The following is a 14,615-nucleotide window of genomic DNA, read 5'->3' on the forward strand; positions in this document are numbered from 1 at the left end:
CTACGAATGAACCGTTTCAACAAGAGTGGGGACGCGGATGGTGAAGCGGTCCGCAATGCCGATGACCAGGACGACGGGTGCCGGTGCGGTCCGGCGTGGGTCGGCCTCCCGGCCGGTCCGGAGCCGCGGCGCCGGGCGGACGGGGCGGTGCCCGGGGGTGGGCGGCTGCTCCCCGCGTCACCGGATCGCCGGGCGGAGTGGCGGTCCGCCCGGTCCGGAGGTCGGCGGTGGGTGGTGCCCGGACCCGGGGCGGCCTCGTCCCGGAGGGCCCCGGGCCCGACAACGCAGAATGCCGATCAGGATCTCTCCTGATCGGCATTCTGTTCTGTGTCCGAGGGGGGACTTGAACCCCCACGCCCGATAAAGGGCACTAGCACCTCAAGCTAGCGCGTCTGCCATTCCGCCACCCGGACAAGGTGTCTGTCTCGCGGGCCCGGCCCGTTCCGACGTGGAAAACCATAGCAAACATCGGGCGGTGCTCGATCACGCCCCCGTCGGTGTGACGGGCGCGTGACGGGGGGTGGGCGGCCTTGGGTGCGCGGGCCGGGCGCGGGAGGATGAGGGGGAGCACCACAGCGACAGTGGAGGGAACCAGCGTGAGCGAGACCAAAGCGGCCAGGACCGGCTCGGGTGAGAGCGCCGAGAACGAGGTCGTCGACCTCTGTCGTGACCTGATCCGGATCGACACCAGCAACTACGGGGACCACTCGGGGCCGGGCGAGCGGGCGGCCGCCGAGTACGTCGCGGAGAAGCTCGCGGAGGTGGGGCTGGAGCCGCAGATCTTCGAGTCCCACAAGGGCCGCGCCTCCACGGTGGCGCGCATCGAGGGCGAGGACCCGTCCAAGCCGGCGCTGCTGATCCACGGGCACACGGACGTCGTCCCGGCCAACGCCCACGACTGGACGCACCACCCGTTCTCCGGGGAGATCGCGGACGGCTGCGTCTGGGGCCGGGGCGCGGTCGACATGAAGGACATGGACGCGATGACCCTGGCGGTCGTACGCGACCGGATGCGCAGCGGCCGCAAGCCCCCGCGCGACATCGTGCTCGCCTTCCTTGCGGACGAGGAGGCGGGCGGCACGTACGGGGCCCGGTATCTCGTCGACAAGCACCCGGACCTGTTCGAGGGTGTCACCGAGGCCATCGGGGAGGTCGGTGGCTTCTCCTTCACGGTCAACGAGAACCTGCGCCTCTACCTCGTCGAGACCGCGCAGAAGGGCATGCACTGGATGCGGCTGACCGTGGACGGCACGGCCGGCCACGGTTCGATGACCAACGACGACAACGCGATCACCGAGCTGTGCGAGGCGGTCGGGCGGCTGGGACGGCACACCTGGCCGGTCCGGGTGACCAAGACCGTGCGCTCCTTCCTGGACGAGCTGTCCGACGCCCTCGGCACTCCGCTCGACCCCGAGGACATGGACGCCACGCTCGCCAAGCTGGGTGGTATCGCCAAGATGGTCGGCGCGACCCTGCGCAACTCCGCGGCCCCCACCATGCTCGGCGCGGGCTACAAGGTGAACGTGATCCCGGGACAGGCGACCGCCCATGTCGACGGGCGCTTCCTGCCGGGGTACGAGCAGGAGTTCCTGGCCGACCTGGACCGGATCCTCGGCCCGCGCGTCAAGCGCGAGGACGTGCACGGCGACAAGGCGCTGGAGACCGACTTCGACGGCTCGCTCGTGGACGCGATGCAGATCGCGCTCAAGGCCGAGGACCCGATCGCGCGCGCGGTCCCGTACATGCTGTCCGGCGGCACGGACGCCAAGTCCTTCGACGACCTGGGTATCCGCTGCTTCGGATTCGCTCCGCTGAAGCTCCCGCCGGAGCTCGATTTCGCGGGCATGTTCCACGGCGTGGACGAGCGTGTACCGGTCGAGGGACTGAAGTTCGGCGCGCGGGTGCTCGACCGTTTCATCGACAACAGCTGAGAAGCCGATACCCCGTCGCAGTAATCGCCAGCGTGTACGCACCTAACCGGAACGAGTGAAAGGGAAGGATCCCTCGTAGCCCCATTACTTCTTCCTCGTTACAGGTGATGCGGTCCGCGGCTGGGACCGCATTTGCCAACTAGGAGGAATAATGATCAAGAAGATCGTCGCCGCTGCGGCTGTCACCGGTGGTCTGGTGCTCGCGGGTGCCGGCATGGCCGTCGCCGACTCGGGCGCCCAGGGTGCCGCCATCGGCAGCCCCGGCGTGCTCTCGGGCAACGTCGTTCAGGTTCCCGTCCACGTTCCCGTGAACGTGTGCGGCAACACGATCTCCGTGATCGGGCTGCTGAACCCGGCCTTCGGCAACACCTGCGTCAACGCCTGACGTTGTGCGTCAACCCGTAAGGGTTTGAGCCCGCTCGGCCCCGGAGCGCACGCCATGTGCTCCGGGGCCGTCGGGTCCTTTGCCCCCGCACGGTCAAGTCCGGGGGTATTCCGGAAGGTAGAAGGCAGGAAACAACCTATGCGACAGGTCACGCGTAAAGGCCTGATCACCATGGCGGCTGCGGGCGGCGTCCTCGCGCTCAGTGGCGGTTACGCGCACGCCGACGCGGGAGCGTCCGGCGGCGCATCGAATTCCCCGGGGGTGCTTTCAGGGAATTCGGTACAGATCCCGATCGAGGTGCCGGTCAACGTCTGCGGCAACTCCGTGAACGTCGTGGGGCTGCTCAACCCGGCGGCGGGCAACGCCTGTGCGAACGTTTCGCACGGTGCGGCCGCCGGCCATCACGGTTCGGCTGCCGGGACCTCGGGGGGCCACGCCTCGGACAACGACCACGGTCGGGGGGCGCGGCCGGGTACCGGGAAGCACCGGGCCGCCGGCAGCGACGACGGGGGCGGAGCGACCGCGGAGGGGACCGCGAAGGGCTCACCCGGCCTGCTCTCGGGCAACCAGATCCAGGTGCCCATCGACATCCCCGTGAACGCCTGCGGCAACAGCGTCACCATCGGCGGGCTGCTGAACCCCGCGCTGGGCAACACGTGCGAGAACGACAGCACGCCGCCGGTCGTTCCGGAGACCCCCGTCACCCACGTGACACCGCCGACGCCCGGACCGCGCACCATCCCGAACGCGCCCGAGCCGCAGACCCTGCCGGCGAGCACGCCGCAGCTCGCGCACACCGGAGGGGGCGGGCTCGACCTGCTCATCCCGGCGAGCGCGGGTCTGCTGCTGGCCGGTGCGGGAACGGTGCTGTACCGCCGCGCGAAGGCTGCTGCCTGACGGCGGCGGACATCACGGCGAAGGGAACGGGCCCCGCGGCTGCGCGGGGCCCGTTCCGTCTCACCAGGTGGCCCGCAGCTGGCGGATGATCCGCCGCCGCAGCCGCACCCGGCGGCTGCCGTCCAGGCGCAGCGTCAATCGGTCCAACTCCCAGTGCCCGTACTCGGCATGGTCGGTCAACAGGCGGGCCGTCTCCTTCCGGGACACCCCGCGCGGCACGTACACGTCGACAAATTCGTATTCCGGCATCGCATCTATTGTGCGGGCAGAGCCCGTGTACGGATAGCGTCTGCCCTATGTCTGATGCTGCGCAGCCCACCGCTGCCGAGGTACGCGCCGCCGCCGATGCGGTCAAAGCCGCGATCGACCACCACCTCGCGGCGGTCGAACGCCGGTCCGGGGACGACGACCCCGCTGTCTACGACGCGTTCAACGCACTGGCCGCTGCGGCCGAGGTCTACGACGAACTCCTCTACGACCGTCATGACGAGGTCACCCCGTTCGAGATCCCGGGGGCGGAGGACTCCCTGCCGCCGTACAGCGGCCCGGAGGAGCCGAACGCCCTCAGTGTGCTGATCCGCCGCGATTACGCGGTGGTGGAGCCGCAGCGGCTGCTCGCGCAGGCGCAGCGCCTCGCCGACGTGGACCCCGAGGACCGCGGCAGCGAGAGCGCGGCCGTGGTCGGCAGCAGCGTGCACGCCGCACTGGGGGTGCTCTTCGGGGAGTACGAGGCGGACGAGATCGCCTCCCGGCACACGGAGTTCGGCCTCGAGGAGGGCGACTCCACGCTCTGGGTCGCGGCCGTGGACGAGCTGCCGGAGCCGGGGGAGTGGCTCGGTGCCCCGTTCGACGACGCGGACCCGCAGCTGGTGGTCTGCCGCTTCGACGTCAGCGCGGTCTTCGACGAGGACGATCTGGACGAGGAGCTGGACGGTCTGACGCGGGACAGGACCTGACGCCCGGCTGCCGCACCTGATCCTCCTCGCAGCCCCTGACGGAGCCGGCCGCCGGGCGGACGCACGACGCGTCCGCCCTGCCCTAGGGGGCGGTCGGGTGCCTCCCGGCCGGGCCGGGGCCGCCCGGCAGCCCTCCGGCCGTCGTCAGCCTTCGGACGCCTCCAGCAGCGTGCGCAGCCGGGTGGTGCGGTCCTCGGCTGGGGACTGGGCCACCGCGCGGGGCAGGGCCTGGTCGACGCCGTGCACCACGGACAGATGCCGTTCCCCCCGGCCGAACGCGGTGTAGACCCAGGGGCGGCTCAGCCCCTGAGCCGCGTCCCCGGGCAGTACGACGACGACCGCGGGCCACCGCATCCCCGCCGCCTGGTGGGCGCTCAGAGCCCAGGCGTGCCGGACAGCGGTCGCGACCCGCTCCTGCGGCACGACGACGGGGCTCCCCGCGCAATCCAGGTGCAGGCCCTCGGCGTCGGCGGACACGACCACACCGGGCACGGTCCTGCCCGGCGCCGGGACATGGGCGACTCGGTCCCCGGGGTCGAAACCGCCGAAGCGTCCCGGGCCCGGGTTGAGCCGCTGCTTGAGCGCCTCGTTCAACGCCCGGGTGCCGGCCGAGCCGCCGTGGCCGACCGTGATGACCTGGGTGTCCGACGACGGCACGCCGATGGCGCGCGGAACGGAGTCGGCGACCAGCTGCACCGTGCGGTGCACGGCTTCGCCCGCGTCCCGCACGGGGACGATCACGACCTCCTTGCCCGGCGCCTCCACCTGGTTCAGCTCCCCGATGCCGATGCCGGAGACCAACTCGCCGATCGGCCCCGGGTCAGGGGTGCGGGAGACGGCCTGGGGGCAGGCGCCGGCGGCCAGCACATCGGCGAACACCCGCCCCGCACCGGCCGACCCCAGCACACCCGGATCGCCGCTGAGCACCAGACGGGTGCCGTCGGCGAGGGACTCCACCAGCATCGCGCCGGTCTCCACATCCAGCTGCGGGGCGTCCAGCACGACGAGCAGGTCGAGGGCGAGCGCCCCCTCCTCGTCCCGCCCGGGGCCCTCCGCGCCCGAGAGCAGCCCGGCGAGTGTGACGGCCGCCGAGGGGTCGCCCACCGCCCCGGCCAGCCGCAGACGGCCGTCCACGCTGTGTGTGGCGCCCAGGGCGCGCAGCCCGAGGCCCCCGGCGGCCGCGATCAGAGCGGCGGGCTCGGCCCTTGCCGCCTCGCCGCCCGTGTGTGCGACGAGGCCGTGGGCCGCGGCGGTACGGATCAGCTCGGCGGCCGAGGGGGAAGGGGCCGCAGCGGCGGCGTCCGCCCAGTCGGCGTCCTTCTCGCAGGCGTTGACCAGCCGGGCGAGCCCGTCGGCGAGGCTCTCCTCCGCCAGCGCGTACCGGTCGAGGCCGAGGAGCACCTGGACCGGCTCGGCGCCTTCGTCGCCCGCGTCCTCCTCGTCGCTCTCCCGGCCCGCCTCCTCGCCGCCGCCCTCGTCCTCCGGGCCGTCCTGGAAGACCAGGACGACGCCCTCGGCGATGGCGTGCTGCACCGCCGCGTCGGGGTCGGCCACCGCCCGCCCGGCGAGCGCGGAGCGCACCTCCTCCGCGTCCAGTGCGGTGTGGCCCTGCAGCGCCGCACGCTCCAGGAGCCAGCCGACCAGGGCCGCGGTGCGCCGCTCGTCGTCGGGCCCGCAGCCGGCGCCCAGCAGCGCCCGGGCGAAGCCGTCGGCCTGCTCCGGGCCGACGCCGGGGAGGGAGAGCAGCTGCCACGGGTCCTCGCGCAGCGCCTCGGCGGCCTGCGCGCCCAGGACGGCGGCCGCCGGGCCCGCAAGGGCCTCCGGAGCTCCGCCCTCGGCCAGCACGGCCGCCACGGCGGCGAGGGCCTCCGGCGACGCGGCCCGGGACGCGCGTACGGGCTCGGCCGACCGTGCGCGCTCCGGCGGGGGTGCGGGGACGGTCCGGCGAGCCGGGGACGGGGCGGGGGAGTCGAAGAACGCGGTGCCGGGCTTCTCCCCGCTCTCCACTGCCCGCACGGCCGCCAGCAGATCGGCGGCCGGGCCGCTCAGCTTCGTACCGGCCGCGATGGGGCCCTCCTTCTCGGCCTTGCGCTTCTCGATCCGCTCCCGCAGTTCGCGCTGGGCGGCCAGCTCCGCCTCGGCCTCGGTGGGCGCCGCGGCAGCGGTGGCGTCGCCTTCCGAGGAACCGCCCTCGGCGGTCTCCGTGCTCGCCCCGGATTCCGTGGAGCCGGCGGACCCGTCAGCGTCCGCGGGTCCGGCGGCCTCCTCGGCGGCTGCGGGCGCGGTGCCGGGTTCGTCCGCGACGGCGCTGTCGTCGTCGGTGGCCGAGGGGCCGGGGGATTCCCCCCGGGGAAGCGCAGTCACAGCGTGCTCCAGTCCTGGTCGGGATAGCGGTGCACGGGCGCCGACACGTCGTCGAGCGCCTGGCAGATCTCGTCAGGAAGACTAAGCGCCTCCACTGACAATGCCTCCGTGAGCTGCCGCGCGTTGCGCGCGCCGATGATCGGGGCCACCACTCCCGGCCGGTCCCGTACCCAGGCCAGTGCCACCTGGAGCGGTGTGGTGGCCAGTCCGTCGGCCGCCGTCGCGACCGCGTGCACGATGCGGCTCGCCGGGTCGTCGAGATACGGCTCGACGAAGGGGGCCAGGAGTTCGGAGGCGCCGCGGGAGTCCGCCGGGGTTCCCGTGAGGTACTTGCCGGTCAGCACCCCCCGGCCCAGCGGGGAGGACGGCAGGAGCCCCACGCCGAGGTCGAGCGCGGCCGGGAGCACCTCGCGCTCCACGCCCCGCTGCAGGAGCGAGTACTCCATCTGCGTACTGGCCAGCCGGGTCCGCACCCCGGGTGCGGCGAGCTGCCAGGTCGCGGCCTTCGCCAGCTGCCAGCCGCAGAAGTTGGACACCCCCGCATACCGGGCGCGTCCGCTGGAGACCGCGATGTCCAGCGCCTGGAGCGTCTCGTCCAGCGGCGTCATGGGGTCGAAGGCGTGCACCTGCCAGAGATCCACGTAGTCCGTACCGAGCCGCGCCAGCGAGGCGTCCAGGGCGGCCAGCAGATGCCCGCGCGAGCCGTCGAACCTGCGGTACGGATCGGCCACGCTGCCGGCCTTGGTGGCGATGACCAGATCGTGCCGGGGCACCAGGCCCGCGACGAGCTGCCCGAGCAGGTACTCGGCCTCCCCGCCGCCGTACACGTCCGCCGTGTCGACCAGGGTGCCGCCCACCTCCCAGAACGCCTTCAGCTGCTCGGCAGCGTCGTGCTCGTCGGTGTCCCGGCCCCAGGTGAGGGTGCCGAGCCCGATCCTGGACACTCGAAGGCCGGTGCGGCCGAGATGCCTCTGCTCCATGGGCGCTGAGATTACTGGCCACGGCCCCACGCGTCGCAGGCCTGTGGACAACCGGTGCCCGGGTGGCCCCTGCCGTATCGCGTTCCCGCGCGCTAGAGTCCGGAACACAGGGACGTTACTGATCAGTAAGGGGAGCGGCTATGCGGCTCGGCATCAATCTCGGTTACTGGGGTGCGGGAATGGACGGCGACAACCTCGCCGTCGCGCAGGAGGCGGACCGGCTCGGCTACGACGTCTGCTGGGCGGCCGAGGCGTACGGCTCCGACGCGCCGACCGTGCTGTCCTGGGTCGCCGCGCAGACCGAGTCCATCGACGTCGGCTCCGCGATCATGCAGATCCCGGCCCGTCAGCCCGCCATGACGGCGATGACCGCCGCCACCCTCGACTCCCTCTCCGGCGGACGTTTCCGCCTCGGCCTCGGGGTGTCCGGTCCGCAGGTCTCCGAGGGCTGGTACGGCGTCAAGTTCGACAAGCCGCTCGCCCGCACCCGGGAGTACGTCGAGATCGTCCGCAAGGCGATGGCCCGTGAGCGGCTGTCGTACGAGGGGCAGCACTGGACGCTCCCGCTGCCGGGCGGTCCGGGCAAGCCGATCAAGCTGACCGTCCACCCGCAGCGCGAGCACATCCCGCTGTACATCGCCGCCATCGGGCCCAAGAACCTCGAGCAGACCGGCGAGATCGCCGACGGCGCCCTGCTGATCTTCCCCTCCGCGGACCACCTCGAGGACACCGCGATGACGCATCTGCGGGCGGGGCGCGAGAAGGCCGGCAAGACGATGGACGGCTTCGACGTCTGTCCTACGCTGCCGCTCGCCGTGGGCGACGACGTCAAGGGCCTCGCCGACATGTTCCGCCCGTACACCGCGCTGTACGTCGGAGGCATGGGCAGCCCCAAGCAGAACTTCTACAACCAGCTGGCCCAGCGCATGGGCTACGAGAAGGAAGCCGCCGAGATCCAGGAGAAGTACCTGTCCGGCGACAAGGCCGGTGCGGCCGCCGCCGTTCCGCACCAGCTGATCGACCAGACCACGCTCCTGGGATCGGTGGAGCGGATCGCCGACCGGATGCAGGCGTACGCGGCCGCCGGTGTCACGACCCTGACCCTGGCCCCCGCGGGGTTCACGCTCGACGAGCGGATCGCCGCGCTGCGGGCCGGCACGGACGCGCTGGAGCGGTCCGGGCTCGCCTGAGGACGTCCCGGGCAGCACTACGGCCGTGGTGGGGGCTCGGGGGTCCTCCCCGCCACGGCCGTCACGGGGAACAACGCGGGCGGGGCGGTGGGGTTACGGGGCGTGCGGAAACGGTTCGCCAGAAAGGTGGCCCGCCGATGGACGGATACCCCGTTCGGCCCAGTGGGGGAGCCCTCCTGTTGCCCGTCGGGAGCGGGCGCATTTGACTGTGGCTCGGCGGACGCCGGCACGGAGGTGACAGTGATGCTCTCGGCAAAGAACCTGTTCCAGGAGATTCTGGACGACGACGAAGCCTTCCGGCTGTTCTGCTCCATCGCGGCCAGCGGGGAGTCCCAGGGCGGCTGGGAGAACGGCCGCATCGCGGCGCTCGTGCCCGCGAGCCAGCGCGCGCTCGCCCCGAAGATCGCCCGGCACGGCGCCGACGAGGACAAGCACGGGCGCATCTTCAACGCCCTGCTGAGGAAGCGCGGCCTGACGCCGGTCCCGGTCCCGCACGAGACCGACTACACGATGCTGCTGGAGAACCACGGCATCGGACTCGCCCATGAGCAACTGGGGCGCGAGGAACCGCTCACCGAGCGCGACATCATCACGTACCTCGCGCACAGCCGGGTGACCGAACAGCGCGCGTCCGAGCAGATGCAGCTGCTGCGCAGGTACTTCGCCGACCACCCCGACCTGGGCCGTGCGGTCAGGATGATCTCGAACGACGAGGACAACCACCTCGCGTACTGCCACGAGGAGCTCCTGCGCTTCGCCGCGGCCGGCCACGGCCGGACGATCCAGCACATCCTGCGCGAGTGCGCCCTCGCCGAGATCCGGGTCTACCGCGACGTCAGCCTTGCCGTGATGGACCACATGGGCCGCGTCCTGGGATGGTCGCGTCCGAAGGCCGCGGTGCTGGCGGCGGGAATCCACGCCGTCCACGCCTACGAGCGGCTCCTGGGCTGGCGGCGCATGGTCAGCCTGGCGCCCCCCGAGCGGCGTGACGCGCTGGGCGGGCCGGCCGTACCGGCACCCGAGTTCGCCTGACGGGCGGCCGCCCCGGGCCGTTCGTCAGAGCCAGCCGCGCCGCTTGAACTGGCGGTACAGGCCGACGACCGCGCCCGCCATCAGCAGCACGACCGCCGGATACGCCCAGACCCACCGCAGCTCCGGCATGTGCTCGAAGTTCATGCCGTAGATCCCCGCCACCATGGTCGGCACGGCGGCCATCGCCGCCCAGGCCGAGATCTTTCGCATGTCGTCGTTCTGCCGCACCCCCATCTGCGCGAGATGCGCCGACAGGATGTCCGAGAGCAGCCGGTCCAGCCCCTCCACCTGCTCGTTGGCGCGCGTCAGGTGGTCCTGGACGTCCCGGAAGAACGGCTGCGAGTGCTCGTGCACGAACGGCACCCCGGCGCTCGCCAGCCGGGCCATCGGTGCGGCCAGCGGGACCGTCGCCCGGCGGAACTCCAGCACCTGGCGCTTGAAGGTGTAGATGCGGGCCGCGGTGTTCTTGGAGTCGCCGGTTCCGGTCGGGGCGAAGACCTGCGTCTCCAGCTCCTCCAGGTCGACCTGGAGCTCACCCGCGACGTCTATGTAGTGGTCCACGATCGCGTCGCTGATCGCGTACAGGACCGCCGTGGGCCCGTGCTTCAGCACATCGGCCTCGGCCTCCAGACGGCGGCGGACCGCGGCCAGCGGCGCACCCTCGCCGTGCCGGACCGTCACCACGAAGGAGTCGCCTATGAACACCATCAGCTCGTCCGCGCTGACCGTGTCGCTCTCGTGCTCGTACACGATCGGCTTGATCACGGCGAACAGCGAGTCGTCGTACACCTCCAGCTTCGGACGCTGGTGCGCGGCCAGCGCGTCCTCCACCGCCAGCGGATGCAGTCCGAACTCGCTGCTGACCAGCTCGAACTCCTTCTCCGTGGGCTCGTGCAGGCCTATCCACAAGAACGCGTCGCCGCTGGCCCGCGCCTCGTCGAGGGCGTCGGAGAAGTCGGCGGGGCCGTCGGTGCGGCGTCCGTCCCGGTAAATGGCGCAGTCCACGATCACGCGCGCATTCTCCCCTGCTTCGGTCCCCGGCGCACCTTGAGGCGGCGGCTCAGGGCCTCTCGTCCGGATCGGGCCGGGGTCGCGGGGTCGCGGGGCCCGGCGCCGCGCCTCGCCGCGTCGTCGGCCGCCGGGGTCCCGTCCGCCATGACTCGTCCGCCGCCCGGCGACGCACGGCACCGGACCCCGCTCCCCGGCCCGGCCCGATCCCGACGGGAGGCCCTACGCTGGCCGGTATGCCGACCCTGATCCTCGTACGCCACGGACGCTCCACAGCCAACACGTCCGGGGTGCTCGCCGGCCGTACCCCCGGCGTCGCGCTCGACGAGCGCGGCACCGAGCAGGCCGCCGCACTGCCCGGACGGCTGGCCGCCCTGCCCCTAGCCGCGGCCGTCAGCAGCCCCCTGCAACGCTGCCGCGAGACACTCCGGCCGCTGCTCGGGGCCCGGCCGGAGCTGGTGCTCCACACCGATGAGCGCATCAGTGAGTGCGACTACGGGGACTGGTCGGGCCGCAAGCTCGCGGAGCTCACCGACGACCCGCTGATGACCGTCGTCCAGCAGCACCCCTCCGCCGCGGTCTTCCCCGGCGGCGAGTCGATGCGGGCGATGCAGGCACGAGCCGTCGACGCGGTTCGGGACTGGAACGCGAGGATCGAGGCGGAGCACGGTGAGAACGCCGTCTATGTGATGTGCTCGCACGGGGACATCATCAAGTCCCTTGTCGCCGACGCCCTCGGCATGCATCTGGACCTCTTCCAGCGGGTCCACGCCGATCCGTGTTCCGTCACCGCGATCCGCTACACGAGGCTGCGGCCGTTCCTCCTGCGCCTCGGCGACACGGGCGATCTCGCCTCGCTGGCGCCCCGCGAACCGGCGCCGGACGCGAGCGCCGGAGCGGGTTCGGAGACCGGCGGCGAAGGGAACGCGGCGGTCGGCGGCGGCGCTGGGGCACCGTGATCGCTCCGCGCAGTAGGGTGGACGCGCCGTAGGCGCCTTCCCGGGGGACTCTCCCGGGAAGGCCCGGCCGACCCTCATATGCCGTCAATTTCAAGGGAGACAGGACGTGTCCCGTCAGGTGTTCCTCTACGACCCCCCGGACCGTTTCGTGGCCGGTACGGTCGGGCTGCCTGGACGTCGTACGTTCTTCCTGCAGGCATCCTCAGGCGGACGTGTCACCAGCGTGGCCCTGGAGAAGACCCAAGTCGCCGCGCTCGCCGAGCGGGTGGACGAACTGCTCGACGAAGTGGTGCGGCGCACCGGCGGCAACTCGCCGGTTCCGGTCGTGGCCCCGACGGACGTCACCGACACGGCTCCGCTCGACGTCCCCGTCGAGGAGGAGTTCCGGGTCGGCACCATGGCGCTCGCCTGGGACGGCGAGGAGCAGCGCATGATCGTCGAGGCGCAGGCCCTGGTCGAACTGGACGCGGACTCCGTAGAGGACCTCGCCGAGGCCGAGGAGCGGCTGCTCCAGGACGAGGAGAACGGCCCGCCGATGCTCCGGGTCAGGCTCAGCGGCGCTCAGGCCCGGGCCTTCGCCAAACGCGCCCTGGACGTCGTGAACGCCGGCCGCCCCCCGTGCCCCCTGTGCAGCCTGCCGCTCGACCCGGAAGGACACGTATGCCCGCGCCAGAACGGATACCGTCGCGGGGCCTGACCGACGACGAGCTGATCACCCTGCTCGGCAAGGGGCAGCTCACGGTCCTCGGGCAGGTCCGCGGGGCGTCCAACGCGGTGCTCTACTGCTCGGTCGCGTACGAGGGCGAGCAGGCGAACTGCGTCTACAAGCCGGTGGCAGGTGAGCAGCCCCTGTGGGACTTCCCCGACGGCACCCTCGCCCAGCGCGAGGTGGCCGCCTACGAGGTCTCCGAGGTCACGGGGTGGGGCCTGGTGCCCCCGACCGTGCTCCGGGACGGCCCGTACGGCCAGGGCATGTGCCAGCTCTGGATCGAGGCGGCCCCGCAGGACGAGGACGCCCCCGGGCTGCTGGCGCTCGTCGAGGACGAGGAGCCGGGCGAGGGCTGGAAGCCCGTCGCCCTCGCCGAGGTGGCGGAGGGGAAGACGGCCCTGCTGGTCCACGCGGACGATCCCCGGCTGCGCCGGCTCGCGGTCCTCGACGCCGTGATCAACAACGGCGACCGCAAGGGCGGCCATCTGCTGCCCGCGCCCGACGGCCGCCTGTACGGCATCGATCACGGTGTGACCTTCAACGCGGACGACAAGCTGCGCACGCTGCTGTGGGGCTGGGCGGGGGAGCCCCTGACGGCGGAGGCCGTCGACGTGCTCGACCGCCTGGCCGCGGAGCTGGAGCCGGGGGCCGCGCTGGTCACCCGGCTGGGGGAACTGATCACCGCTGCCGAGATCGAGGCCCTGCGGGCCAGGGTGGAGGCGCTGCGGGGCACGGGGCTGCACCGCGAGCCGAGCGGCGAGTGGCCTGCCATCCCGTGGCCACCGGTGTGATCGAGCCGCTGTGACGGCCGTGGGGCCTCGGAGCCGGCGGTGCATGCATTTTCCGGGCGGCGGCGCAAGAGTGCCTCTTCGGTCAGGATCCCCCCTCCGGTTCGTATCCGGAAGCCGCGTCCGGTTACGCTCGTGGCATGCATGCCTGGCCCGCTTCTGAGGTCCCCGCCCTGCCTGGCAAGGGCCGCGACCTTCGGATCCACGACACCGCGACCGGCGGACGGATCACCCTTGACCCCGGTCCCGTCGCCCGCATCTATGTCTGCGGCATCACGCCGTACGACGCGACCCATATGGGTCATGCGGCGACCTACAACGCGTTCGACCTCGTCCAGCGCGTGTGGCTCGACACCAAGCGGCAGGTTCACTACGTCCAGAACGTGACCGACGTGGACGACCCGCTGCTGGAGCGGGCCGTGCGCGACGGGCAGGACTGGACCGAGCTCGCCGAGCGCGAGACGGCCCTGTTCCGTGAGGACATGACTGCCCTGCGCATGCTCCCGCCGCAGCACTACATCGGAGCCGTCGAGGCGATACCCGGCATCGTGCCGCTCGTCGAACGGCTCCGGGACGCGGGCGCCGCCTACGAACTCGACGGCGATGTGTACTTCTCCGTCGACACCGACCCGCACTTCGGCGAGGTCTCCAACCTCGACGCCGAGGCGATGCGGCTGCTCTCCGCGGAGCGCGGCGGCGACCCGGACCGCCCGGGCAAGAAGAACCCGCTCGACCCGATGCTCTGGATGGCCGCCCGCGAGGGCGAGCCGAGCTGGGACGGCGCCTCGCTCGGCGCCGGCCGGCCCGGCTGGCACATCGAGTGCGTGGCCATCGCCCTGGATCACCTCGGCATGGGCTTCGACATCCAGGGAGGCGGCTCCGACCTCGCCTTCCCGCACCACGAGATGGGCGCCTCGCACGCCCAGGTGCTGACCGGCGAGCACCCGTTCGCCCAGGCGTACGTGCACGCCGGCATGGTCGCCCTCGACGGCGAGAAGATGTCCAAGTCCAGGGGCAACCTGGTCTTCGTCTCGGCGCTGCGCCGCGACGGCGTGGACCCGGCGGCGATCCGCCTCGCGCTGCTCTCGCACCACTACCGCTCCGACTGGGAGTGGACCGACCAGGTGCTCGCCGACGCCGTGGCGCGGCTCGCACGGTGGCGCGCCGCCGTCTCCCGGCCCGACGGACTGTCCGCCGACGCCCTGGTGCAGGAGGTCCGTGAGGCCCTCGCCGACGACCTGGACGCCCCGGCCGCCCTGGCCGCCGTGGACCGCTGGGCCGAGCGGCAGAGCGCCGAGGGCGGGACGGACGAGGGGGCGCCGGGACTCGTCTCGCGCACCGTCGACGCCCTGCTCGGTGTCGCGCTGTAACTGCCCGCAGGACCGCCGTCCTTTCACCGGCCCCGAACTTCTTGAT

General features: G+C 72.4%; 14 protein-coding genes and 1 tRNA gene. 10 read left to right on the top strand and 5 right to left on the bottom strand.

The annotated features are described in order from the left end of the window. Positions 1-328: 328 nt before the first annotated feature. Positions 329-413 (bottom strand) — tRNA-Leu (locus ABZ434_RS16135). Positions 414-596: 183 nt separating this feature from the next. Between ABZ434_RS16135 and ABZ434_RS16140 the strand changes: the two genes are divergently transcribed. The 3 genes from ABZ434_RS16140 (at position 597) to ABZ434_RS16150 (ending at position 3,213) form a co-directional block, all read left to right on the top strand. Next, positions 597-1,931 (top strand): M20/M25/M40 family metallo-hydrolase, encoded by a 1,335-nt coding sequence (locus ABZ434_RS16140; protein ID WP_359136093.1) that lies wholly within the window; start codon positions 597-599, stop codon positions 1,929-1,931. A 151-nt stretch (positions 1,932-2,082) separates the two neighbouring features. Further along, positions 2,083-2,316, top strand: a complete 234-nt coding sequence (gene chpH / locus ABZ434_RS16145) for a chaplin ChpH (protein ID WP_123528131.1) — start codon at positions 2,083-2,085, stop codon at positions 2,314-2,316. A gap of 138 nt (positions 2,317-2,454) precedes the next feature. Then, on the top strand, positions 2,455-3,213 hold the full coding sequence (locus ABZ434_RS16150) for a chaplin (RefSeq protein ID WP_359136095.1): 759 nt from the start codon (positions 2,455-2,457) through the stop codon (positions 3,211-3,213). A gap of 60 nt (positions 3,214-3,273) precedes the next feature. Here the strand turns inward: ABZ434_RS16150 and ABZ434_RS16155 are convergent, their stop codons facing one another. Next, positions 3,274-3,462 (bottom strand): DUF5703 family protein, encoded by a 189-nt coding sequence (locus ABZ434_RS16155; RefSeq protein WP_136328229.1) that lies wholly within the window; start codon positions 3,460-3,462, stop codon positions 3,274-3,276. Between the two features lie 47 nt (positions 3,463-3,509). Between ABZ434_RS16155 and ABZ434_RS16160 the strand changes: the two genes are divergently transcribed. Beyond that, positions 3,510-4,169 carry a hypothetical protein gene (locus ABZ434_RS16160; protein ID WP_359136099.1) on the top strand — a complete coding sequence of 220 codons (660 nt, stop codon included), beginning with the start codon at positions 3,510-3,512 and terminating at the stop codon, positions 4,167-4,169. 144 nt (positions 4,170-4,313) lie between these two features. Here ABZ434_RS16160 and ABZ434_RS16165 read toward each other — a convergent pair whose 3' ends face one another. Together ABZ434_RS16165 and ABZ434_RS16170 are read right to left on the bottom strand one after the other, a co-directional pair. Continuing rightward, the gene (locus ABZ434_RS16165; RefSeq protein WP_359136102.1) at positions 4,314-6,533 is read right to left on the bottom strand and encodes a helix-hairpin-helix domain-containing protein; all 2,220 of its coding nucleotides are present in this window, start codon (positions 6,531-6,533) and stop codon (positions 4,314-4,316) included. Beyond that, positions 6,530-7,513, bottom strand: a complete 984-nt coding sequence (locus ABZ434_RS16170; RefSeq protein WP_359136105.1) for an aldo/keto reductase — start codon at positions 7,511-7,513, stop codon at positions 6,530-6,532. The genes ABZ434_RS16165 and ABZ434_RS16170 overlap by 4 nt, the downstream gene beginning before the upstream one ends. A gap of 140 nt (positions 7,514-7,653) precedes the next feature. On the opposite strand from ABZ434_RS16170, the gene ABZ434_RS16175 reads away from it, so the two are divergent. Together ABZ434_RS16175 and ABZ434_RS16180 are read left to right on the top strand one after the other, a co-directional pair. Further along, positions 7,654-8,703: an LLM class F420-dependent oxidoreductase gene (locus tag ABZ434_RS16175; RefSeq protein ID WP_359136108.1), complete on the top strand. Its 1,050-nt coding sequence runs from the start codon at positions 7,654-7,656 to the stop codon at positions 8,701-8,703. A gap of 243 nt (positions 8,704-8,946) precedes the next feature. Continuing rightward, positions 8,947-9,735: a ferritin-like domain-containing protein gene (locus ABZ434_RS16180; RefSeq protein WP_359136111.1), complete on the top strand. Its 789-nt coding sequence runs from the start codon at positions 8,947-8,949 to the stop codon at positions 9,733-9,735. Positions 9,736-9,759: 24 nt separating this feature from the next. On the opposite strand, the gene corA is transcribed toward ABZ434_RS16180, so the two are convergent. After that, complete coding sequence (corA, locus tag ABZ434_RS16185) at positions 9,760-10,746, bottom strand: magnesium/cobalt transporter CorA (RefSeq protein ID WP_359136114.1); 987 nt, start codon at positions 10,744-10,746, stop codon at positions 9,760-9,762. Between the two features lie 233 nt (positions 10,747-10,979). Between corA and ABZ434_RS16190 the strand changes: the two genes are divergently transcribed. From ABZ434_RS16190 to mshC, 4 genes are all read left to right on the top strand, one after another. Next, the gene (locus tag ABZ434_RS16190; protein WP_359136116.1) at positions 10,980-11,702 is read left to right on the top strand and encodes a histidine phosphatase family protein; all 723 of its coding nucleotides are present in this window, start codon (positions 10,980-10,982) and stop codon (positions 11,700-11,702) included. 106 nt (positions 11,703-11,808) lie between these two features. Beyond that, positions 11,809-12,399 (top strand): DUF3090 domain-containing protein, encoded by a 591-nt coding sequence (locus tag ABZ434_RS16195; RefSeq protein ID WP_359136119.1) that lies wholly within the window; start codon positions 11,809-11,811, stop codon positions 12,397-12,399. After that, positions 12,363-13,202 carry an SCO1664 family protein gene (locus ABZ434_RS16200; RefSeq protein WP_359136122.1) on the top strand — a complete coding sequence of 280 codons (840 nt, stop codon included), beginning with the start codon at positions 12,363-12,365 and terminating at the stop codon, positions 13,200-13,202. The genes ABZ434_RS16195 and ABZ434_RS16200 overlap by 37 nt, the downstream gene beginning before the upstream one ends. 137 nt (positions 13,203-13,339) lie before the next feature. Further along, on the top strand, positions 13,340-14,569 hold the full coding sequence (gene mshC / locus ABZ434_RS16205) for a cysteine--1-D-myo-inosityl 2-amino-2-deoxy-alpha-D-glucopyranoside ligase (protein ID WP_359136125.1): 1,230 nt from the start codon (positions 13,340-13,342) through the stop codon (positions 14,567-14,569). Positions 14,570-14,615 lie beyond the last annotated feature (46 nt).

Source organism: Streptomyces sp. NPDC005761, from assembly GCF_040630635.1.
In the GTDB taxonomy this organism is placed as follows: domain Bacteria; phylum Actinomycetota; class Actinomycetes; order Streptomycetales; family Streptomycetaceae; genus Streptomyces.